The following is a 25,413-nucleotide window of genomic DNA, read 5'->3' on the forward strand; positions in this document are numbered from 1 at the left end:
TGACCACCCAGGAGTACCCATGAAGTCCGAGTCGGCACGGCACGGCTCGCTCGACGAGGCCATCACCGTCCACGAGCTCGTCGCGAAGCGGGCGGCTCGGACGCCGGACGCGATCGCCGTCATCGACGGGTCGCAGGCCCTCACCTACGCGGAACTGGAGGCGCGGGCCAACCGGCTGGCACACCTCCTGCGTGACCACGGTGTCGTCGCGGACTCCAGGGTCGGCATCTGCCTGGGCCGGAGCCTGGACCTGGTGACCGCCGTGCTGGGCGTGTGGAAGGCGGGCGCGGCGTACGCGCCGATGGACCCGGCCCAGCCGGCCGCCCGGCTGGAATGGCTGCTGGAGGACCTGGGGGGCGGTCTCGTCCTGACCGACGAGGCGACGGCGTCCACCGCCGAACGCGTCGGCGTCCGCCCCCTGGTCCTCGGCTCCGGCGACACCGCACGGCAGCTCGCGGACCGGTCGGCGGCCCGGCCACCGGCCCTGGAGGTGCACCCGGCCCAGGTCGCGTACGCGATCTACACGTCCGGCTCCACCGGGCGGCCCAAGGGCGTGCTCGTCACCCACGAGGGCATCGCCAACCGGGTCCGCTGGGCGGTCGACACCCACGGCCTGGGCACCGGGGACCGGGTGTTGCAGAAGACGGCCGTCACCTTCGACGCCTCCTGCTGGGAGATCTTCGCCCCGCTCGTCGCCGGCGGCACGGTGGTGCTCGCCCCGCCCGGCGCCGAACGCGACCCCGCGGCCCTGCTGCGGGCGGTGGCCGAGCACGAGGTGAGCGTCCTCCAGGTCGTCCCCTCGGTCCTCCAGGCACTCGCCGAGGAGCCCGGCTGGGCGGACTGTGGCGCGCTGCGGCTGCTGTTCTCGGCCGGCGAGCCGCTGCACGCCGAACTGGCCCAGCGCATCCTGGCCCGCCGCCCCGGCCTGACGATCTGGAACACCTACGGCCCCACCGAGTGCGCCATCGACGTCACCGCGCACCGCTTCGACCCGGCGACGACGACCGGACCGGTGCCCATCGGCCGCCCCATCCCCGGCATGCGGGTGCTGGTGCTCGACGCGGCCGGCGCCCCCGCCGCGATCGGCGCGCCCGGTGAACTCCACGTCGGCGGGGTCGGCGTCGCCCGGGGCTACCTGGGCAGGCCGGACCTGACCGCCGACCGGTTCGTGCCCGACCCGTACGGCAGGACCGGCGGCGCCCGGCTCTATCGCACCGGCGACCGGGTCCGCTGGAACCCGAACGGCTACCTGGAGTACCTCGGCCGGTTCGACGACCAGACCAAGGTGAACGGCGTCCGGATCGAACCCGGAGAGATCGAGGCGGCGCTCGTCACCCACCCCGGCGTCCGGGCCGCCGTCGTCGTCCCCGTCGTCACCGGGGAGGACGGGGCCGTCCGACTCGCCGCGCACCTGCTGCTGGACACCCCCGAAGTCCTCGGCGAGCTGCGGGACTTCCTGCGTGACCGGCTGCCCGAGAGCCACCTGCCGGCCGCATTCACGGACACCGGGGAGTTCCCGCTCACCGCCCACGGCAAGGTCGACCGGGCCGCGCTCGCCGCCCGGGGCCTGGATGCCGGGCCGGCTCGCACCGCTCCCCGCACCGACGCCGAGAAGCTTGTCGCGGGCGTGTGGGAGCAACTGCTGAAGACCGAGGGCGTCGGCGTCCACGACGACTTCTTCCAGCTCGGCGGCTCCTCCCTCCAGCTCACCCGGCTCGCCAACCAGCTGCGCGCGGCGGCCAAACAGGACATCCCCCTGCGCGGCCTGCTGACGGCCACCACCGTCGAGGCCCAGGCCCTGCTCATCGCCCCGGAGACGGCTGCCCCCGCCGCGCACCCGGCGGCCCCCGACAGCATCCCGCCCCTCCCGCGCGGCGGGACCCTGCCGGTCTCCTCGGGCCAGCGCCGCCTGTGGGCCCTGGACCGGATGAACCCCGACAGCGCCGAGTACGTGGCCGGCGTGTTCCTGCCGGTGCCGCCGGAAGCGGACACCGCCGCGGTCCACACCGCACTGGACGCCCTCGTGGCACGGCACGAGTCGCTGCGCACCCGGTACGTCACCGAGGACGGCGAACCCCGCCAGTACATCGACGCACCCACGCCCGTGGCGGTCCGCGAGACGGAGACCACCCGGGAGGGACTCGCCGACCTGCTCGGCGCCGCCCTCAGCCACGGCTTCGACCTGGAACGCGGACCGCTGCTGCGGGCCACGCTCGTGCGCACCCTCGACGACCGGCAGCGCGTCCTGCTGCTGGCCGTGCACCACATCTGCAGCGACGGCTGGTCGACGCGGGTCCTCCAGCGGGACTTCCAGGAACTGGTCACCGCCGCCGTCGCCGGCCGGGAGCCCCTCCTGCCGCCGCTCGGCGTGCAGTACGCCGACTACGCGGGATGGCAGCGTGCCCAGCTGACCGACGAAGCGGTCGCACGTGAACTCGCCCACTGGCGTGCCGTCCTGGACGGCTCCACCCCGGTGGCCCCGCCCACCGACCGGGTGCGGCCCGCGGTCCGCGACGGACGGGGCTCGGCGGCGGCGTTCTCCGTCCCGGCCCCGGTCGTGACGGCTCTCACCGACCTCGGACGAAGCCGGGGCGCCACGCCGTTCATGACCCTGCTGACCGCCTACGCCACCCTGCTGGCCCGGCACACCGCCCAGTGGGACCTGCCGGTGGGCACGCCTGTCGCCGGGCGCAACCGCCCCGAACTCGAGGACGTCGTCGGCTTCTTCCTCAACACCGTGGTGCTGCGCTGCGGGCTCGACGCCGACCTCACCTTCGTCGAGGCCCTGGACCGCGTCCGCGACGCCTGCCGGGACGCCTTCGCCCATCAGGAGCTGCCGTTCGACCTCCTGGTCGAGGACCTGGCCCCCGAGCGCGACCTGTCCCGGACGCAGCTGTACCAGGTCGCCTTCGACCTGCACGACGAGGAGTTCACCGGCCGGGCCACCGGCCTGGAGGACAACGACGCCGTCGTGGACGCCTGGCGGCTCGCCCACACCGACCTCACCCTGCTGATGCGGGGGTCCGCCGACGGAGGCATGGACGGCGTCTTCGAGTACGCCACCGCGCTGTTCGAGCACACCACCATGGAGCGCCTGGCCGACCAGTTCCCGCACCTGCTGCGGGCGGTCGCGGCCGACCCGGGCGCCCGGCTCGCCGACCTGCCCGTCGTCCCGGCGCGCGAGGTCGAACTGCTGGCGGGCTGGTCGTCGGGTGTGGGGCCGGTGGTGGAGCGGTCGGTGGTGGAGGTGTTCGAGGAGTGGGTGTCGCGGGTGCCGGAGGCGCCGGCGGTGGTGTGTGGGGATGTGTCGGTGTCGTTTGCGGAGTTGGATGCGCGGGCGAATCGGCTGGCTCATCATTTGCGGGCTCTGGGTGTGGGGTCGGAGTCGGTTGTCGGTGTGCTGCTGGAGCGGGGCGTCGAGTTGTTGGTGGGGTTGTTGGCGGTGTGGAAGGCCGGTGGGGGGTTCGTTCCGCTGGATCCGGTGTTGCCGGGGCGGCGGGTGGCCGGGATGTTGGCGGATGCCGGGGTGGGGGTGCTGGTCACTGGGGGTGGTGTGGTGGCTGGTTTCGGCGGTGTGGTGGTTGATGTGGATGCGGATGCGGTGGTGATTGCGGGGCGTCCGTCGTCGAGGCCGGGGGGCCGGGTCGATGTCGATCAGGTGGCGTATGTGGTGTTCACGTCGGGTTCGACGGGTCGGCCCAAGGGTGTGGTGGTGTCGCATCGGGGTCTGGCCAACCATGTGGGCTGGGCGGTGCGGGAGCTTGCGTCGTGTGGTGAGGGTGGCGGGGCGGTGTTCTCGTCCGTTGCGTTTGATTTGGTGGTGCCGAATGTGTGGGCGCCGTTGTGTGCGGGGCAGCGGGTGGCTTTGTTCCCGGCGGGGGCGGGGCTGGATGAGCTGGGTGGCTGGCTGGTGGAGCGGGGGCCGTTCAGTTTTCTGAAGTTGACGCCGGGTCATCTGGAGGTGTTGTCGCATCAGGTGACGGCTCGGGAGGCGGCTGGGCTGGCGGGTGTGGTGGTGGTGGCTGGTGAGGTGCTGCCGGGTTCGCTGGGTGGTCGTTGGGCGGGGTGGCTGGGTGAGGGCCGGCTGGTCAATGAGTATGGGCCGACGGAGGCGTCGGTGGGGTCGACGGTTTATCCGGTGCCGGTGGGTGTGGAGGGTGTGGTGCCGATCGGGCGTCCGTTGCCGGGGATGCGGGTGCATGTGCTGGATGTGCGGATGCGGCCGGTGCCGGTGGGTGCGTTGGGTGAGTTGTATGTGGGTGGGGTGGGTGTGGCCCGGGGGTATGTGGGTCGGCCGGAGTTGACGGCGGAGCGGTTTGTGCCGGATCCGTTCGGGTCTGTGGGCGGCAGGTTGTATCGCACGGGGGATGTGGTGCGGTGGAACGCGGCTGGTGCGGTGGAGTTTTTGGGTCGGGTGGACGATCAGGTCAAGATCCGGGGTTATCGGGTGGAGCCCGCGGAGGTGGGTGCGGTGCTGGCGGCGTGTCCGTTGGTGCGTGAGGCCGTGGTGGTGGCTGATGTGGGTGGGGGGGAGACCCGGCTGGTGGGGTATGTGGTTCCCGCCGCGGGTCCGGGGTCTGCTCCGGTGGATGAGCTGGGCGGGTATCTGGCGGGGTTGTTGCCGGAGTACATGGTGCCGTCGGTTTTCGTGGAGCTGGACGTGGTCCCGCTGAACGCGAATGGCAAGGTCGACCGCAAGGCCCTGCCCGCCCCGACCACCGACACCGACGACCCCGACCGGGTCGCGCCGCGCAACGCCGTCGAGGAGCGGATCGCCGAGCTGTGGAGCGAGGTCCTCGACACGTCCGGGTTCGGTGTGCACGACAGCTTCTTCAAGGTCGGCGGCAACTCCATCCTCGCCATCCGCCTGATCGCCGCACTCCGCGCCGAATACGAGATCGACCTGCCGGTCCGCGCCCTGTTCGAGGGTCCGACCGTCGAGGCGCTCGCCGACTCGGTCGAGACCTGCATCAGAACCGAAATCGACATGATGTCCGACCTCGATGTGGCGGACTCGATGCTTCTGAAGGAGCAGAACTGATGAGCAACGGGGGCCCCGAGTCCAACGCCGTCCCTTCCGCCGCCGGATCTGCCCGTGAGGAGCTGCTGCGCCGACGGCTGGCCGGACGGCGCTCCGGTGGCAGCCGCTCGGTCATCCCGAGAGCCGACCGGGCCACGCCGCTGCCGCTGTCCTCCGGCCAGCAGCAGATGTGGTTCCTCCAACGCCTCGACCCGGACAGTACCGAGTACCTGATCCCCCTCGTGGTGCGTCTGCGGGGCCACCTGGACGCCGGGGCGCTGGAGCGGTCCCTCGGCGAGATCAGCGCGCGGCACGAGATCCTGCGCACCCGCTACGCGATGACGCCGGACGGGCAGCCGGCCCAGGTCGTCGACGCGCCCGCCGGGCCCGCCGCCGTCCTGCCGCGGGAACAGGTGCCCGGCGAGTCGGCAGCCGAGCGCGAGCACCGGCTCACCGAACTGGTCGCGGCGCAGACCTCGGCCCCGTTCGACCTGGAAACGGACTGGCCGCTGCGGGCCAGGCTGTTCCGCCTCACCGACGACGACCACGTCCTGTGCCTGGTCTTCCACCACATCGCCTGCGACGCCTGGTCCACCCGTATTCTCCTGACCGAACTCAGCGCTCTGTACGCCGCGTTCACCGAGGGCCGGCCGTCACCGCTGGAGCCGCTGCCGGTGCAGTACGGCGACTACGCGGCCTGGCAGCGGGAGCAGCTGACCGGCGACTCCCTGCGGCGGCAGCTCGCCCACTGGCGCCGTGCGCTGGAGGACGCCGCTCCCACCGAACTGCCGGCGGACCGGACGCGGCCCGCCGTGCGCGACCACACCGGCGCCGAGGTGCTCTTCGACTTCCCCGCGGGACTGCCGGAGTCGGTGCGCCGACTCGCCGCCGCGCACGAGACGACCCCCTTCACGGTCATGATTGCCGCGTTCCAGGCGGTCATCGCCCGCAGCACCGGGCAGAGCGACATATCGGTGGGCACGGTCGTCTCCGGCCGGGCCCGCCCCGAGCTCCAGTCGCTGATCGGCTACGGCATCAACAGCCTGGTCCTGCGCGGACACTGGGACGAGAACGCCGACCCCGCCTTCACCGACCTGCTCGACCGGACCCGCCGCACTGTCCTGGACGCCTTCGACCACCAGGAGGTGCCGTTCGCCACGCTGGTGAACGAACTCCAGCCGGAACGCGATCTGTCGCGCACCCCGCTGTACCAGATCGCGTTCACCATGCACGAGTCCCGGCTGGACGCCGTCGACCTGCCGGGTCTGCGGGTCGAACCGTTCTCCGGCGGCGCCCCGGTGGCCAAGTGCGACCTGACCCTCCAGGTCGAGGAGGCCACCGACGGCTCGTTCCACGGGCGCGTCGAGTACGCGAGCGCCCTGTTCGAACCGGAGACCGTCCAGCGCACGGTCCGCCACTTCCTCCAGCTCCTCCAGAGCGCCGTCGCGGCTCCGGCCACCCCCGTCTCGCGGCTGGAGATGCTCGACAGCGCCGAGCGCGCCATCGTCAGCGGAGTCCTCGACGGTCACGTCCCGTCGGCTCCGGTGCAGCGGTGCGTGCACGAGGTGTTCGAGGAGCGGGCGGCGCTGACGCCGGACGCGGTGGCGGTGGTCGCCGGTGACGTCTCCCTGACGTATGCGGAACTGGACGCGCGGGCCAACCAACTCGCCCACCACTTGCGAGGGTTGGGCGTAGGCCCGGAGTCGCTGGTGGGCGTGTGCCTGGAGCGCGGGCCGGACCTGATGCCGACGCTGCTGGGCGTGCTGAAGGCCGGGGCGGGTTATCTGCCGCTGGATCCGGCGAACCCCGCGGACCGGTTCGGGTTCGTCCTCGCGGACGCGGGAGCCCGGGTCGTGGTGACCTCCAGCAGTCTGGTGCAGGTCCTGGAGGACGTGTACGACGGCCGGCTGGTCGTCCTGGACCGGGACGCCGATCTCATCGCGTCCCGTCCGGAGTCGGCCCCGACATCGCTCGCCGTGCCGGACAACGTCGTGTACGTCATCTACACGTCCGGTTCGACGGGCCGCCCGAAGGGCGTGACGTTGGCGCACACGCAGGTCGTGCGGCTGCTGGAGAGTGCGCGGGAGCACTATGCCTACGGCGCGGACGATGTGTGGACGATGTTCCACTCGTACGCCTTCGACGTCTCGGTGTTCGAGATGTGGGGTGCGCTGCTGCACGGCGGCACCCTGGAGGTGGTGCCGCGTGAGGTGACGCGCTCCCCGGAGGAGTTCCTCGACCTGCTCGTCGAGCACGAGGTCACGGTGCTGTCGCAGACGCCGACGGCGTTCCGGTCGCTGGTGGCGGCGGCGGGCCAGGGCGATCCGCGGATCGACCGGCTGGCGCTACGCGCGGTGATCTTCGCGGGGGAGAAGCTGGAGGTCGGTGACCTGCGTCCGTGGACGGACCGGCTGGGGCTGGAGCGGCCCGTGCTGGCGAACATGTACGGCATCACCGAGACCACCGTCCACACCACCTACTACCAGGTCACCGAGGAGGACTTCGCACCGTCGGCGGCCAACCGCGTCGGGTACCCCCTCGGCGACCTTTCGGTGTATCTGCTGGACCGGTTCGGTCAGTTGGTGCCGGTGGGTGTGGCGGGTGAGATTCATGTGGGTGGTCCGGGTGTGGCCCGGGGTTATCTGAACCGGCCGGAGCTGACGGCGGAGCGGTTCGTACCGGATCCGTTCGGTCCGCCTGGTGGGCGTTTGTATCGCAGTGGTGACCTGGCGCGTCGGCGGGCGGACGGGAGTCTGGAGTTCCTGGGGCGCAGCGACGATCAGGTGAAGGTGCGGGGGTATCGGATCGAGCCGGGTGAGATCAGTGCCAGGCTGACGGCTCATTCCGCGGTCCGGGAAGCGGTGGTGGTCGTTCGTGACGAGCGGCTGGTCGCCTACCTCGTTGCCGATGCCGAGTTGCCTTCCACGGCCGAGTTGCGGCAGTTCGTGGCGGGGGCGTTGCCGGAGTACATGGTGCCGGCGGCGTTCGTGGTGTTGGAGCGGATTCCGCTGACGGTCAACGGCAAGCTGGACCAGCGCGCCCTTCCGGTGCCGGGTGAGGGGGCGTTCGCGGAGTCGGCGTTCGTGGCTCCTCGTACTCCGACCGAGGAGCGGGTGGCGGCTGTCTGGCAGGAGGTGCTGGGGGCCGAGCGGGTCGGTGTCGAGGACGGGTTCTTCGAGCTGGGCGGTGACTCGATTCGGGCCGTGGCCTTGGTGGGCGCGTTGCGTGCGGCCGGGTTCGACGTGGCGGTGCGGGACGTCTTCGAGCGCCGTACGGTCGCCGCTCTGGCGGAGTTGATCACGGGTCGGCCGGCGGTGTCGGACGCGGACCGTGGTGTCGAGCCGTTCGCGCTGATCGGCGAGGCCGACCGGGCGAAGCTCCCGGCGGGTGTGGTGGACGCCTATCCGCTGTCGCAGGTGCAGCTCGGCATGGTCGTCGAGATGCTGGTCGACGACAGCCGGAACAACTACCACAACGTCAGCACCTTCCGTGTCCTCGACGACCAGCCGTTCTCCTTCGCGGCTCTGGAGGCCGCGGGCCGGCTGGTGGTCGAGCGGCACGAGGCACTGCGCACCTCGATCGAGCTCAACGCCTACTCGGTACCCCTCCAGCTGGTCCACGCCACCGCCGAGCTCCCGCTCGGCACGCAGGACCTGCGCGGGATCGCCCCGGAGGCCGTGGAGCGGGAGCTGCGCGACTTCACCGCACGCGAGCGCGCCACGCTGTTCGATCTCCAAACGCCCTCCCTGATGCGTTTCTTCGCGCACGTCACCGACGGCGGCTGCTGGTGGATCTCGGTCACCGAATGCCACCCCGTCCTGGAGGGCTGGAGCCATCACTCCCTCCTGATGGAGATCCTGGCCGTGTACCGGCAGCTCCGGGACGGCCTGGAGCCGGAGCCGTACGACGCCCCGAGCGTGCGTTTCGCCGACTTCGTCGCCGGTGAGCTGGAGTCCCTGGCCTCCGCCGAGGACCGCGCCTACTGGCAGGGCGTCGTCGACCGGTACGCCCCGTTCTCCTTGCCCACCAGCTGGGGTGAGCAGCAGGACGGCCCGCGCGAGCTGTTCCAGGCCTGGACCTCGTGGGAGGACCTGGAGCGCGACCTGCGCAAGCTGGCGACGGACTCGAAGGCCTCGCTGAAGAGCGTGATGCTGGCGGCCCACCTCAAGGTGATGAGCCAGCTCACCGACGAGGACGCCTTCCACACCGGCGTCGTCTGCGACGCGCGCCCCGAGGTCCTGGGCGCCGACCGGGTGCTCGGCATGTACCTCAACACCCTTCCCTTCGCCGTGGACCGCAGTGCGCGGACCTGGCGCGAGCTGGTCCGGCAGGTCTTCGCCCGCGAGGTCGAGCTGTGGCCGCACCGGCGATTCCCCATGCCGGAGATCCAGCGGGACGCGGCCGGCGGCCGACGGCTGCTGGACGTCATGTTCAACTACCAGGACTTCCGGCAGATGGACTCCACCGTCGTGGACGACCGGGCCGGCCTGGACGACAGCCCGACCGAGTTCCCGCTGACGGTCTCCTCGCGTGCCGGTCACGTCATCCTGACCGCCGACCCCCGCCTGCTCAGCCGCGCCAACGCCGAGCGGCTGGTCGGCATGTACCGAGCCGTCCTGGAGGCCATGGCCACCGACGCGGACGGCGATGCCCGGGCGGTGTACCTGCCCGGCGACGAACGGGACCTGCTGCTCTCCGTGGCGGGTCCGGTGGTGCCGTCGGCTCGGGTGGAGCGGTGTGTGCACGAGATCTTCGAGGAGCGGGTGGCGGCGGGGCCGGATGCGGTGGCGGTCGTGTTCGGTGAGGTGTCGCTGACGTATGCGGAGCTGGATGCCCGTGCGAATCAACTCGCGCACCACTTGCGGGGGTTGGGGGTGGGTCCGGGGTCGTTGGTGGGTGTGTGTCTGGAGCGTGGTCTGGATCTGGTGCCGGCGTTGTTGGGTGTGCTGAAGGCGGGTGCGGGTTATCTGCCGTTGGATCCGGCGAGCCCGGCGGACCGGTTGGGGTATGTGCTGGCGGATGCGGGTGCCGGGGTCGTGGTGACGTCCGGTGCTGTGGTGTCGGTGTTGGAGGGTGTGTTCGGCGGTGAGTTGGTGGTCCTGGACCGGGACGCCGATGTCATCGGTGTCTGGCCTGCGACGGCGCCGGTTTCGTGCGTGGTGCCGGACAGCACGGTGTATGTGATTTACACGTCGGGTTCGACGGGGCGGCCGAAGGGTGTGGTGCTGGCGCACGCGAATGTGGTGCGGTTGTTCGAGACGGCGCAGGCTGAGTTCGGGTTCGGGCCGGATGATGTGTGGACGTTGTTCCATTCGTACGCGTTCGATTTTTCGGTGTGGGAGATTTTCGGCGCGTTGTTGCATGGTGGCCGGCTGGTGGTGGTGCCGGAGATGACGGCGCGGGAGCCGAGTCGTTTCCATGAGTTGTTGGTGCGTGAGGGTGTGACGGTGCTGAACCAGACGCCGTCGGCGTTCACCCAGCTCATCGAGGAGGACCGCACCCGCGGTGACGACGACCGACTCGCGCTGCGGACGGTCGTCTTCGGTGGCGCGGCTCTGGACTGCGGGGCGCTCGGTACCTGGGTGGCGCGGCATGGTCTGGAGCGGCCGCGTTTGGTGAACATGTACGGCATCACCGAGACGACGGTGCATGTGACGTATTACCCGGTCGGTGAGGAGGATGTCGCGGCCGGCGGGTCGGCCAGTCCGATCGGCCGTCCGTTGAACGACCTTTCGGTGTATCTGCTGGACCGGTTCGGTCAGTTGGTGCCGGTGGGTGTGGCGGGTGAGATTCATGTGGGTGGTCCGGGTGTGGCCCGGGGGTATCTGAACCGGCCGGAGCTGACGGCGGAGCGGTTTGTGCCGGATCCGTTCGGTTCGCCTGGTGGGCGTTTGTATCGCAGTGGTGACCTGGCGCGTCGGCGGGCGGACGGGAGTCTGGAGTTCCTGGGGCGCAGCGACGATCAGGTGAAGGTGCGGGGGTATCGGATCGAGCCGGGTGAGATCAGTGCCAGGCTGACGGCTCATTCCGCGGTCCGGGAAGCGGTGGTGGTCGTTCGTGACGAGCGGCTGGTCGCCTACCTCGTTGCCGAGGCCGAGCTGCCTTCCACGGCCGAGTTGCGGCAGTTCGTGGCGGGGGCGTTGCCGGAGTACATGGTGCCGGCGGCGTTCGTGGTGTTGGAGCGGCTTCCGCTGACGGTCAACGGCAAGCTGGACCAGCGCGCCCTGCCCGCGCCCGACGCCTCCGCCGTGGAGACCGGCCGCACCTACACCGCTCCTCGTACTCCGACCGAGGAGCGGGTGGCGGCTGTCTGGCAGGAGGTGCTGGGGGTCGAGCGGGTCGGTGTCGAGGACGGGTTCTTCGAGCTGGGCGGTGACTCGATCCGGGTTGTGGCGCTGGTGGGTGCGTTGCGTGCGGCCGGGTTCGACGTGGCGGTGCGGGACGTCTTCGAGCGCCGTACGGTCGCGGGAATCGGCGAACTGATCACCGGACTGCCCGCCCCCGAACTGGAGGAGCAGTCCGTCGCACCCTTCGCGCTGATCGGCGAGGAGGACCGGGCCCTGCTCCCGGAGAGCGTGGTGGACGCCTACCCGCTGTCGCAGGTGCAGCTCGGCATGATCGCCGAGCAGCTCGCCGACGACCGGCGGAACAACTACCACAACGTCAGCCTCTTCCGGATCCGCGACGACCGGCCCTTCGACGCCGACGCCCTGCGCGAGGCCGCGAGCATCCTCGTGGACCGGCACGAGGTGCTGCGCACCTCCGTCCACCTGGACGGGTTCGCGGTGCCGTTGCAGGTCGTCCACGGGGCCGCCGAGGTTCCGGTGACCGTGCGCGACCTGCGGGTGATGGACGACGCCGATACGCGCGAGCGTGCGCTGCGGGACTTCGTCGCGGCGGAGCGCGCCACGGTGTTCGACCTGGCCGCGGCCCCGCTGCTGCGGGTGTCCGCGCACCTGGAGAGCGACGGGGCGTGGTGGCTCGGTCTGACGGAGTCGCACGTCGTCCTCGAGGGCTGGAGCGTCAACTCGCTGTGCAGCGAGCTGCTGGAGGTCTACGGCCGACTGCGCGACGGGGCACGGCCGGAGCCCCACCGCGCGCCCCCCGTACGGTTCGCCGACGCCATCGCCGAGGAACTGCGGGCGCTGGAGTCGAAGGAGGACCGCGCGTACTGGCGCGAGGTGGTCACCGGGCACACCAAGTTCTCCCTGCCGTCCGGCTGGCACGGTGATCTCTCCGTTCCCGCCGAGCCGGTGGGCACAGCGTTCCGCCTGAACGAGCTGGAAGCGGGACTGCGGGCCCTCGCCTCGGCGGCCCAGGCCTCTCTGAAGAGTGTGTTGCTGGCCGCGCACTTGAAGGTGATGAGCCAGCTCACCGACGAGGACGCCTTCCACACCGGCGTCGTCTACCACACCCGTCCGGAGGCCCCGGGCGCCGACCAGGTGCTCGGCATGCACCTCAACACCCTGCCGTTCGCGGCCGATCGCACCGCCCGGACCTGGCGCGAGATGGTCCAGCGGGTGTTCGCGCGGGAGGTCGCCAACTGGTCCTACCGTCACTTCCCGATGCCGGCGATCCAGCGGGAGGTCGGCTCGACCGAGCGTCTCGTCGACGTGTTCTTCAACTACCTCGACTTCCACCAGGTCGACGGTGACCTGGTGGACGAGGGCGAGGAGATGGGGGAGAACCCCAACGAGTTCTCCCTCACCGTGACGGCGATCAGCGGCCGGCTCGGCGTACGCGGGGACTCCCACGTCATCAGCCAGGCCAACGTCGAGCGGCTGGTCGGCATGTACCGGGCGGTGCTGGAGTCGATGGCGGCCGACGTCGACGGTGACGCGCGCGCGGTCTACCTGCCCGCCGCCGACCGGGAGTTGCTGGCGGCGTCCGCTCTGCCCGTGAAGGCACTGGCTTCGGTGGAGCGGTGTGTCCACGAGCTGTTCGAGGAGCGGGCGGCGCTGACGCCGGACGCGGTGGCGGTGGTCGCCGGTGACGTCTCGCTGACGTATGCGGAGCTGGACGCGCGGGCCAACCAACTCGCCCACCACTTGCGGGGGTTGGGTGTGGGTCCGGAGTCGTTGGTGGGTGTGTGTCTGGAGCGCGGGCCTGATCTGATGCCGGCGTTGCTGGGTGTGCTGAAGGCGGGTGCGGGTTATCTGCCGCTGGATCCGGCGAACCCGGCGGACCGGTTGGGGTTCGTGGTGGCGGATGCGGGTGCCAGGGCCGTGGTGACGTCCGGTGCTCTGGTGTCGGTGCTGGAGGAGGTGTATGGCGGTGAGTTGGTGGTTGTGGACCGGGACGCGGATCTCATCGCGTCGCGTCCGGAGTCGGCCCCGGCGTCGCTGACTGTGCCGGACAACGTCGTGTACGTCATCTATACGTCGGGTTCGACGGGTCGGCCGAAGGGTGTGACGTTGGCGCATGCGCAGGTTGTGCGTCTGTTGGAGACGGTGCAGGAGCACTACGGCTTCGACGAGCACGATGTGTGGGCGTTGTTCCACTCGTACGCCTTCGATGTGTCGGTGTTCGAGATGTGGGGTGCGCTGCTGCACGGCGGCACTTTGGTGGTGGTGCCGCGTGAGGTGACGCGTTCTCCGGAGGAGTTCCTGGACCTGCTGGTCGAGCGTGAGGTCACGGTGCTGGCGCAGACCCCGACCGCGTTCCGCTCACTGGCGGCGGCGGCGAGCCAGGACGATCCGCGGATCGACCGGCTGGGTCTCCGTACGGTGATCTTCGCGGGGGAGAAGCTGGAGGTCGGCGACCTGCGTCCGTGGACGGACCGGCTGGGACTGGAGCGGCCCGGTCTCGTCAACATGTACGGGCCGACGGAGACCACGGTCTACTGCACCTATCACCGGCTCACCCCGCGTGACGTCGGTGCCGGCGGGTCCGCCCCGATCGGGCGTCCGCTCAGCGACACCACCCTCCATCTGCTGGACCGCTCCGGCGAGTTGGTCCCCGTCGGTGCCCCGGGCGAGCTCTACGTCGGTGGCCCCGGCGTGGCGCGCGGCTACCTGGGCCGGCCGGAGCTGACGGCGGAGCGGTTCGTGCCGGACCCGTTCGGTCCCCCGGGTGCGCGTTTGTACCGCACCGGCGACCTCGCGCGCCGCCGGCAGGACGGCAGCCTCGAGTTCCTCGGCCGGGCCGACGACCAGGTCAAGCTGCACGGGTACCGGATCGAGCCGGGTGAGATCAGCGCCAGGCTGACGGCTCACCCCGCGGTCCGGGAAGCGGTGGTGGTCGTTCGTGACGAGCGGCTGGTCGCCTACCTCGTCGCGGAGGGCGAGCTGCCGGCCGTGGCCGAGCTGCGGGCGTTCGCGGCGCAGGAACTGCCCGAGTACATGGTCCCGGCGGTGTTCGTGGCCGTCGAACGGATCCCGCTGACGGTCAACGGCAAGCTGGACCAGCGCGCCCTGCCCACGCCCGACGCCTCCGCCGTGGAGACGGGCGACACCTACACCGCTCCTCGTACTCCGACCGAGGAGCGGGTGGCGGCTGTCTGGCAGGAGGTGCTGGGGGCCGAGCGGGTCGGTGTCGAGGACGGGTTCTTCGAGCTGGGCGGTGACTCGATCCGGGCTGTGGCGTTGGTGGGCGCGTTGCGTGCGGCCGGGTTCGACGTGGCGGTGCGGGACGTCTTCGAGCGCCGTACGGTCGCCGCTCTGGCGGAGTTGATCACGGGTCGGCCGGCGGTGTCGGACGCGGACCGTGGTGTCGAGCCGTTCGCGCTGATCGGCGAGGCCGACCGGGCGAAGCTCCCGGCGGGTGTGGTGGACGCCTATCCGCTGTCGCAGGTGCAGCTCGGCATGGTCGTCGAGATGCTGGTCGACGACAGCCGGAACAACTACCACAACGTCAGCGGCTTCCGGATCCGGGACGACCGGCCCTTCGACGCCGACGCCCTGCGGGCCGCCGTGGACCTGGTCGCCGCGCGGCACGACGTCCTGCGCACGTCGTTCGACATGCACACGTACTCCGTGCCGATGCAGCTGGTGCACGCCGAGGCCGGCATCCCGCTGACCGTGCACGACCTGCGGCAGCTGGACGAGGACGGGCGCCGACAGGCGCTGCGCGACTTCGTGACGGCCGAGCGGGACACGGTCTTCGACCTGACGGCCGCGCCGCTGCTGCGGGCCGCCGTGCACATGGAGGACGACGCCGGCTGGCGTCTGACCTTCACCCAGACCCACGCCATCACCGAGGGCTGGAGCCAGCACTCCCTGCTGACGGAGGTCGTCTCCTGCTACCGGCGGTTGCGCGACGGTCTGGAGCCGGCTCCCTACGAGGTGCCGAGCGTGCGTTTCGCCGACTTCGTGGCCGGTGAGCTGGAGTCCCTGGCCTCCGCCGAGGACCGTGCCTACTGGCAGCACGTCGTCGACGAGTACACACCGCTGTCGCTGCCCTCCGCGTCGGGCCCGTCCGGCGAGCCGGGCGAGGACTACGCGGTCGTCGTGCCGTTGCGGGACCTGGAGGCACCGCTGCGCGCTTTCGCCACCCGGTCCAGGGTCTCGCTGAAGAGCGTGCTGCTGGCGGCCCACCTGAAGGTGATGAGCCAGCTCACCGACGAGAACGCCTTCCACACCGGCCTGGTCTGCGACGCGCGCCCCGAGGCGCTGGGCGCCGACCGGGTGCCGGGCATGTACCTCAACACCCTTCCGTTCGCCGTGGACCGCGGCGCGCGGACCTGGCGCGAGCTCGTGCAGCGGGTCTTCGCCCGCGAGGTCGAGCTCTGGCCGCACCGGCGGCACCCGCTGCCCGAGATCCAGCGCCAGGCCGGCGGCGGCCGACGGCTGCTGGACGTGATGTTCAACTACCTGAACTTCACGGGCGCCGTCGACACCGACGTCGTCGATGTGGACGCGGGTCTGGGCGCCGGCGCGATGGAGTTCTCGCTGGCCGTCACCACGGCGGCCGAGGGCCTGGTCCTGAAGACCGGCACCCAGCACTTCGACCGGGCCGACGGGGAGCGGCTGGCCGCGATGTACCGGACGGTCCTGGAGTCGATCGCCGACGACGACGAGGGTGACGCCCTCGTGCCGCGGCTGCCCGCCGGGGAACGGGAGCGGATCCTCGGAACCTGGAACGACACCGCTGCCGAGCGGACCGACGCCTGTCTGCACGAGCTGTTCGAGCGTCAGGCCGCGGCCACCCCGGACGCCGTGGCCGTGGTCTTCGAGGACCAGGAGGTCACCTACGCCGAGCTCGACACACGCGCCAACCGGCTCGCCCACCACCTGCGGGGCACGGGCGTGCGCCCGGGCACCCTCGTCGGGGTCTGTGTCGAGCGGTCCGTGGAGCTGGTCGCCACCGTGCTCGCGGTGTTCAAGTCGGGCGGTGTGTACGTGCCGCTGGACCCGGACTACCCGGCCGACCGGCTCTCCCACATGGTCCGCGACGCCAAGGCCGCCGTCCTGGTCACCCGCAGCGACCTGCTCCCGCTGGTCGAGGGCAGCGGCGCCACCGAGGTGCTGCTCGACGACGAGGCCCGCTGGAGCGGGCACGGCTCGCACACCCCGGAGCCCGTCACCGGCCCGGACGACGCCGCGTACCTCATCTACACCTCGGGCTCGACCGGCCGTCCCAAGGGTGTGCTCTGCGACCACCGGGGCCTGGTCAACCGCCTCGACTGGACGCAGCGCACCTACCTGCGGCTCACCGCCGCCGACGTGGTGCTCCAGAAGATCCCGATCGGGTTCGACCCGTCACTGGCCGAGATCTTCGGCCCGCTGATGGCCGGCGCCCGCATCGCTGTGGCCCGGCCCGGCGGGCACCGCGACCCCGCCTATCTGCGGGCGGCGATCGCCCGGTACGGGGTGACGAACCTGCACTTCGTGCCGTCGATGCTCGCCGCCGTCCTCGCCGTGGACGACCTGTCCGAACTGCGTTCCCTGCGGATCGTGGTGTCCGGCGGCGAAGACCTCTCCGTCGCCCTCGCGAAGGAGTTCACCACCCGGCTGCCGTGGGCGGAACTGCACAACCAGTACGGGCCCTGCGAGGCCGCGGTCGACGTCTCGGCCTGGCACTGCACGCCCGAGAGGCTGGAGCAACTGGCACGCGTGCCGCTCGGCGCGCCCATGCAGAACGTCACGATCCACGTCCTCGACTCCCGGATGCACCCGGTACCGGTCGGTGCCCCGGGCGAGCTGTACATCGGCGGCGTCGCGCTGGCCTTCGGCTACCTGAACCGGCCGGATTTGACCGCGCGTTCCTTCGTGCCCGACCCGTTCGGACCGGCGGGCGCCCGGCTCTACCGGACCGGCGACCGGGCGCGGTGGCGGGCCGACGGCACCGTGGAGTTCCTGGGCCGCACCGACGACCAGGTCAAGATCCGTGGCGCGCGCGTCGAGCCCGGTGAGACGGAGGCCGCGCTGAGCGCGCTGCCCGAGGTGTCGAACGCCGTGGTCGTGGTCCGCGAGGACAGCGCGGGCCTGCCCCGCCTGGTCGCCTACGTCGTCCCGGCCCCGGGCCAGTCGGCCGACCCGGCCGAACTGCGCGCCCGGCTCGCCCCCGAACTGCCCGAGGCGCTGCTTCCTTCGGCGTACGTACGGCTGGACGCCATGCCGCTGGGCGCGAACGGCAAGGCCGACCGGCGGTCCCTTCCGGCGCCTGGCCTGGACGCCTTCGCGGCCGGTGAGTACATCGCGCCCCGCTCCTGGCTGGAGGCCCGCGTGGCCGCCGTGTGGGGCGACGTGCTCGACCTCGAACGGGTCGGTGTCGAGGACGGCTTCTTCGAGCTGGGCGGTGACTCCATCCGGGCGGTCGCCCTGGCCGGAGGGCTGCGCGGCGCCGGCTTCGAGGTCGGCGTGCAGGAAGTCTTCGAACACCACACGGTCGCGCGGATGGCCTTGCTGCTGGCGGGCCGTACCCCGGCCGCCGGCCACGCGGTGGACGAGGACGCCGTACGGCCGTTCGCGCTGCTGCCGGAGGCCGACCGGGCCCGGCTGCCCGAGGACGCGGCGGACGCGTACCCGCTGACCCAGGCACAGCTGGGCATGGCGGCCGAACTGCTCTCCGACGAGGGCCGGAACAACTACCACAACGTCACCATGGTCCGCGTCCGGGACGAGGGCCCGTTCTCCGCCGAGGCGCTGCGCGCCGCCGTGGCGCTGCTGGTGGAGCGGCACGAGGTGCTGCGGACGTCGGTGCACCTGACGGGATACTCGGTGCCGCTCCAGATCGTCCGCACGACGGCCGAGGTGCCGGTCGGCTGGGCGGACCTGCGCGGGACGACCGACCGCAGGGCCGGCGAGCAGATGCTCGTCGACCACGCGGCCCAGGAGCGCGCCATGGTGTTCGACCTGGCCGTGGCGCCGCTGCTGCGGGTCTTCGCGCATCTGGAGAGCGACGACGCGTGGTGGCTGACGCTCACCCAGTCGCACGTCATCCTGGAGGGCTGGAGTCACCACTCGCTCCAGACGGAACTGCTCGAGTGCTATCGGCTCCTGCGGGACGGCCGCGCACCGGAGCCCTACCAGGCCCCCGCCGTGCGGTTCGCGGACTGCGTCGCCGGTGAACTGGAGTCCCTGGCCTCGGCCGAGGACCGGGCGTACTGGGAGCGGGTCGCCCTGGACCACCGGCCGCTCGCCCTGCCGGACGACTGGGCCGACACCTCCGGCCGCCCGCTGGAGGTGTACAGCGTCCGCGTCCCGGTCGAGGACCTCGCGGACCGGCTGCGAGCCCTGGCCGCCGCGGCGCAGGCCCCGGTCAAGAGCGTGCTGCTGGCGGCGCACCTGAAGGTGATGAGCCAGCTGACGGACGAGGAGGCCTTCCACACCGGCGTGGTGTTCCACACCCGTCCGGAGGCCCCGGGTGCCGAGCGGGTACTCGGTATGCACCTCAACACCCTGCCGTTCGCGTTCTCCCGCGGAACCCGGACCTGGCGCGAGACGGTGCGTCAGGTACTCGCCACGGAACTGTCCGGCTGGCGGCACCGGCGCTACCCCATGCCCGAGATCCAGCGCCAGTGGGGTGGCGGCCGCCGCCTGATCGACGCCTACTTCAACTACGTCGACTTCCATCAGGTGGACAGCGACGTCGTCGACACCGGAACAGGCATCAGCGACGCGCCCAACGAGTTCGAGCTGTCCGTGCACAGCCACGGCACCCACCACCTCACCCTCGCCACCCACAGCCACGCCGTCAGCCGCGCCAACGGCGACCGGCTGGCGGGCATGTACCGGGCGGTGCTGGAGTCGATGGCGGCGGACCCGGACGGTGACGCGAGGGCGGTGTACCTGCCCGCCGGTGAGCGGGAGGCGCTGCTCGGTGCGGTGTCGGCGGTGCAGACGGCTTCGGTGGAGCGGTGTGTCCATGAGCTGTTCGAGGAGCGGGCGGCGCTGACGCCGGACGCGGTGGCGGTGGTCGCCGGTGAGGTCTCGCTGACGTATGCGGAGCTGGACGCGCGTGCGAATCAACTCGCGCACCACTTGCGCGGGTTGGGTGTGGGTCCGGAGTCGTTGGTGGGTGTGTGTCTGGAGCGCGGGCCTGATCTGATGCCGGCGTTGCTGGGTGTGCTGAAGGCGGGTGCGGGTTATCTGCCGCTGGATCCGGCGAACCCGGCGGACCGGTTGGGGTTCGTGGTGGCGGATGCGGGTGCCAGGGCCGTGGTGACGTCCGGTGCTCTGGTGTCGGTGCTGGAGGAGGTGTATGGCGGTGAGTTGGTGGTTGTGGACCGGGACGCGGATCTCATCGCGTCGCGTCCGGAGTCGGCCCCGGCGTCGCTGACTGTGCCGGACAACGTCGTGTACGTCATCTATACGTCGGGTTCGACGGGTCGGCCGAAGGGTGTGACGTTGGCGCATGCGCAGGTTGTGCGTCTGTTGGAGACGGTGCAGGAGCACTACGGCTTCGACGAGCACGATGTGTGGGCGTTGTTCCACTCGTACGCCTTCGATGTGTCGGTGTTCGAGATGTGGGGTGCGCTGCTGCACGGTGGCACTTTGGTGGTGGTGCCGCGTGAGGTGACGCGTTCTCCGGAGGAGTTCCTGGACCTGCTGGTCGAGCGTGAGGTCACGGTGGTGGCGCAGACCCCTACCGCGTTCCGCTCACTGCTCGCCCAGGCGACCGCGCCGGGTGACCGGCGGCTCAAGCAGCTGTCGCTGCGCGCGGTGGTGCTGGCCGGCGAGAAGCTGGAGGTGGGCGACGTCCGCCCGTGGTCCGAACGGCTCGGCCTCGGCCGCACTGCCCTGGTCAACATGTACGGGCCGACGGAGACCACGGTCTACTGCACCTATCACCGGCTCACCCCGCGTGACGTCGGTGCCGGCGGGTCCGCCCCGATCGGGCGTCCGCTCAGCGACACCACCCTCCATCTGCTGGACCGCTCCGGCGAGTTGGTCCCCGTCGGTGCCCCGGGCGAGCTCTACGTCGGTGGCCCCGGCGTGGCGCGCGGCTACCTGGGCCGGCCGGAGCTGACGGCGGAGCGGTTCGTGCCGGACCCGTTCGGTCCGCCCGGTGCGCGTTTGTACCGCACCGGCGACCTCGCGCGCCGTCGGCAGGACGGCAGCCTCGAGTTCCTCGGCCGGGCCGACGACCAGGTCAAGCTGCACGGGTACCGGATCGAGCCGGGTGAGATCAGTGCCAGGCTGACGGCTCATTCCGCGGTCCGGGAAGCGGTGGTGGTCGTTCGTGACGAGCGGCTGGTCGCCTACCTCGTCGCGGAGGGCGAGCTGCCGGCCGTGGCCGAGCTGCGGGCGTTCGCGGCGCAGGGACTGCCCGAGTACATGGTCCCGGCGGTGTTCGTGGCCGTCGAACGGATCCCGCTGACGGTCAACGGCAAGCTGGACCAGCGCGCCCTGCCCACGCCCGACGCCTCCGCCGTGAGCACAGGGCGGGACTACACCGCCCCCCGTACCCCGCTGGAGGAACGGGTCGCCGCCATCTGGCAGGAGACCCTGGGCGTACGGCGGGTGGGAGTCGACGACGGCTTCTACGAACTGGGCGGCGACTCCATCCGGGCCGTGATGCTGGTCGGCGCCCTGCGCGAGGCCGGGTACGACGTCACCGTCCGCGAGACGCTGGAGGCGCAGACGCTCGGCGCGCTGTGCGATCGTCTCGCCGGCCGCCCGGCCGACGGCGGCTCCGCCACCGCGGCATCGGTCGCACCGTTCGCACTGGTCGGCGACGCCGACCGGGCACTGCTGCCCGAGGGCCTGGCCGACGCCTACCCGATGCTTCAGAACCAGATCGGCATGCTGGTCGAGATGCTCGGCGCGGGTGAGGGGCTGAACTACCACCTCGTGACGTCCCTGCGGGTCCGGGACGGACGGCCGGTCGTGGAGGAGGCCATGCGGTCCGCGGTCGCGGAACTGCTGCGTCGGCACGACGTGCTGCGCACCTCCCTGGAGCTCGACCGCTACTCCGTGCCCTTGCAACTGGTGCACGCGGACGTGCCCACGCCGGTGCGGTTCTTCGACCTGAGCGGCCGCACCGAAGCCGAACAGGACCGGATCCTGCGGGAGTTCGTCGACAGCGAGAGCACGACGGCGTTCGACCACTCCGCCGCACCCCTGGTGCGTATCGCGATCCACCAGTGCGCCGACGGCAGCTGGCAGTTCACCATCGCACAGTCCCATGTGGTGCTGGAGGGCTGGAGCTTCAGTGGCCTGCTCGCCGAACTGCTGGACATCTACCGGGCGTACGCTGACGGCCGGGAGCCCGAGCGGCCGTCGGCACCGGCCGTACGGTTCGCCGACACCGTCGCCGCAGAGCTGGCCGCACTGGCCTCACAGCGGCACCGGGACTACTGGCGTGACGTCGTCGTCGGGCGGGAGAAGTTCACGATGCCCGAGGGATGGGGCGACGCCCAGGACGCGAACCCCGAGAAGTACAAGCTGGAGGTGGCCTTCGACGACCTGACGGACCGGCTCCAGCTCCTCGCGACCGCGGCGAGGGTGTCGCTGAAGAGCGTGCTGCACACCGCCCACCTCAAGGTGCTCGGCCAGCTCACCCGCGAGCAGGAGTTCTTCACCGGCTTGGTCGCGCACGTCCGGCCCGAGGCGGTGGGCGCCGAGCGGGTGTACGGCATGTACCTCAACATCCTCCCGTTCGCGGTGGACCGTACGGCCCGCACGTGGCGGGAGCTGGTGCAGAACGTCTTCCGGCAGGAACTCGGCATGTGGGAGCACCGCCAGTTCCCGATGCCCGCCCTCCAGCAGGAGTTGGGCGGCGGCCGGCTCGTCGACGTGTACTTCAGCTACCAGGACTTCAGCGGCAGCGACACCAGCATGATCGACGCCTCGGCCAGCACCGGGAACAGCACCAACGAGTTCGGCTTCTCGGTGTCGACCGCGCCCGGCAGGATCAACCTGAGGGCCGACTCGCGCACGCTGAGCCGTGCGCACGCCGACCGGCTCGCGGGCATGTACCGCGCGGTTCTGGAGGCGATGGCCGCCGACCCGGACGGCGACGCCCAGCTCGTCCACCTGCCCGCCGACGAGGCGGAGACGCTGGCGGGCTGGTCGTCGGGTGTGGGGCCGGTGGTGGAGCGGTCGGTGGTGGAGGTGTTCGAGGAGTGGGTGTCGCGGGTGCCGGAGGCGCCGGCGGTGGTGTGTGGGGATGTGTCGGTGTCGTTTGCGGAGTTGGATGCGCGGGCGAATCGGCTGGCTCATCATTTGCGGGCTCTGGGTGTGGGGTCGGAGTCGGTTGTCGGTGTGCTGCTGGAGCGGGGCGTCGAGTTGTTGGTGGGGTTGTTGGCGGTGTGGAAGGCCGGTGGGGGGTTCGTTCCGCTGGATCCGGTGTTGCCGGGGCGGCGGGTGGCCGGGATGTTGGCGGATGCCGGGGTGGGGGTGCTGGTCACTGGGGGTGGTGTGGTGGCTGGTTTCGGCGGTGTGGTGGTTGATGTGGATGCGGATGCGGTGGTGATTGCGGGGCGTCCGTCGTCGAGGCCGGGGGGCCGGGTCGATGTCGATCAGGTGGCGTATGTGGTGTTCACGTCGGGTTCGACGGGTCGGCCCAAGGGTGTGGTGGTGTCGCATCGGGGTCTGGCCAACCATGTGGGCTGGGCGGTGCGGGAGCTTGCGTCGTGTGGTGAGGGTGGCGGGGCGGTGTTCTCGTCCGTTGCGTTTGATTTGGTGGTGCCGAATGTGTGGGCGCCGTTGTGTGCGGGGCAGCGGGTGGCTTTGTTCCCGGCGGGGGCGGGGCTGGATGAGCTGGGTGGCTGGCTGGTGGAGCGGGGGCCGTTCAGTTTTCTGAAGTTGACGCCGGGTCATCTGGAGGTGTTGTCGCATCAGGTGACGGCTCGGGAGGCGGCTGGGCTGGCGGGTGTGGTGGTGGTGGCTGGTGAGGTGCTGCCGGGTTCGCTGGGTGGTCGTTGGGCGGGGTGGCTGGGTGAGGGCCGGCTGGTCAATGAGTATGGGCCGACGGAGGCGTCGGTGGGGTCGACGGTTTATCCGGTGCCGGTGGGTGTGGAGGGTGTGGTGCCGATTGGGCGTCCGTTGCCGGGGATGCGGGTGCATGTGCTGGATGTGCGGATGCGGCCGGTGCCGGTGGGTGCGTTGGGTGAGTTGTATGTGGGTGGGGTGGGTGTGGCCCGGGGGTATGTGGGTCGGCCGGAGTTGACGGCGGAGCGGTTTGTGCCGGATCCGTTCGGGTCTGTGGGCGGCAGGTTGTATCGCACGGGGGATGTGGTGCGGTGGAACGCGGCTGGTGCGGTGGAGTTTTTGGGTCGGGTGGACGATCAGGTCAAGATCCGGGGTTATCGGGTGGAGCCCGCGGAGGTGGGTGCGGTGCTGGCGGCGTGTCCGTTGGTGCGTGAGGCCGTGGTGGTGGCTGATGTGGGTGAGGGGGAGACCCGGCTGGTGGGGTATGTGGTTCCCGCCGCGGGTCCGGGGTCTGCTCCGGTGGATGAGCTGGGCGGGTATCTGGCGGGGTTGTTGCCGGAGTACATGGTGCCGTCGGTTTTCGTGGAGCTGGACGTGGTCCCGCTGAACGCGAATGGCAAGGTCGACCGCAAGGCCCTGCCCGCCCCGACCACCGACACCGACGACACACAGCACGTCGCACCCGGTACGCCCACCGAGCGCAGACTCGCCGAGATCTGGAGCGAGGTCCTCGGCAAGGAGGGGATCAGCGCCACCGACAGCTTCTTCGATCTGGGCGGGCACTCGATCCTCGTCATCCAGGTGATTGCCGCCGCCCGCCGGGAAGGCCTGCCGCTGTCTCTGTTCATGCACTACCAGGCGCGGGACCTGACGGAACTGGCCGCCCTGATCGACGCGGCCGCCGAGGCCGAGGCCGAGGCGGACAAGGCCGAGCAGCGGGCGGAGCCTTCGGCGCCGTCGGCCGGAACGTCCCTGTCCGGCCTGCCCGCCGCGCTGGCCGAACACCGGGTTCCCGGGGCCCTGATCGCGGTCCTGGAGGGCGGCGAGCTCGTCGCCGTCGAAAGCTTCGGCACCCTGACCGCGGACGGGACCCACCCGGTCACCCAGGACACCGTCTTCCACGTCGGCTCGCTGAGCAAGCACATCACCGCGCTCGGCGTGCTCAAGCTCGTGGACGAGGGACGTCTGGACCTGGACGCGGACGTCAACCGGTACCTCGTCGACTGGCGGGTACCGGAAGACGCCGACGCGCCACCGGTGACCGCCCGGCACCTGCTGGGACACCTGTCGGGGCTCTCCCCGACCCCCGGCAAGGGCTTCCCGCGCGCCGGAGGTGAGGTGCCGTCGCTGCTCGACCTTCTGCACGGGCGGGCGCCGGCGACAACGCCCCCGGTCGGGCGCGAGGGTGTCCCGGGCAAGGAGTTCCGCAAGGCCAACGTCCACTACTCGGTGCTCCAGCAGCTCCTGACCGACATCACCGGCAGCCCCTTCGACGCGCTCATGCAGGACCTCGTGTTCGAACCGCTCGGCATGCGGGCGAGCAGCTTCGACCAGGCGTTCCCCGAGCGCTACGGCCGCCCGGTGGCCCTGGGGCACGACGAGGAGGGCCGGCCGGTCGACGGCGGCTGGCTGGTCCGCCCGGACCAGGCCGCGGCCGGTCTGTGGACGACCGCCGCCGACCTGGCCAAGGCCGCGCTGGAGCTCCGCCGTTCCGCGCTGGGCCGTCCGCTCAGCCTGCTGTCGCGTACGACGGCCGGCCTGATGCTGACGCCGAGCAGCGACAGCTTCTACGGCCTGGGCACGGTCGTGGACGGCACGAACGACGAGGTGCAGTTCGGCCACGCAGGCTCGCCGGTCGGCTACCAGGCGGTGTCGCTGTGCACCCTGCACGGCGGTGACGGCTTCGTCGCCCTCACCAACGGCGCGGCCGGCAAGAACGTCGTCGCCGCCATCGCCGAAGCGCTCGGCCACGGCGGCCGGCGCTCCCCGCTGGGGCTGCCCCACCAGGGCTGACCAGCGGGCGCCGGCGGACCCCGTGGTCCGCCGGCGCCGCACGGGCCGGCGGCACCCGTCCAC

General features: G+C 71.3%; 2 protein-coding genes. Both read left to right on the forward strand.

Translation table 11 applies throughout. From position 1 onward, the window contains the following. The first annotated feature begins 19 nt into the window (after positions 1-19). Positions 20-5,041 carry an amino acid adenylation domain-containing protein gene (locus OHA64_RS26030; RefSeq protein ID WP_405617056.1) on the forward strand — a complete coding sequence of 1,674 codons (5,022 nt, stop codon included), beginning with the start codon at positions 20-22 and terminating at the stop codon, positions 5,039-5,041. After that, on the forward strand, positions 5,041-25,350 hold the full coding sequence (locus OHA64_RS26035; protein WP_405617058.1) for an amino acid adenylation domain-containing protein: 20,310 nt from the start codon (positions 5,041-5,043) through the stop codon (positions 25,348-25,350). Before OHA64_RS26030 ends, OHA64_RS26035 begins: the two co-directional genes overlap by 1 nt. Positions 25,351-25,413 lie beyond the last annotated feature (63 nt).

The sequence above is a fragment of the Streptomyces sp. NBC_00076 genome, assembly GCF_045041235.1.
Taxonomy (GTDB): Bacteria; Actinomycetota; Actinomycetes; order Streptomycetales; family Streptomycetaceae; genus Streptomyces.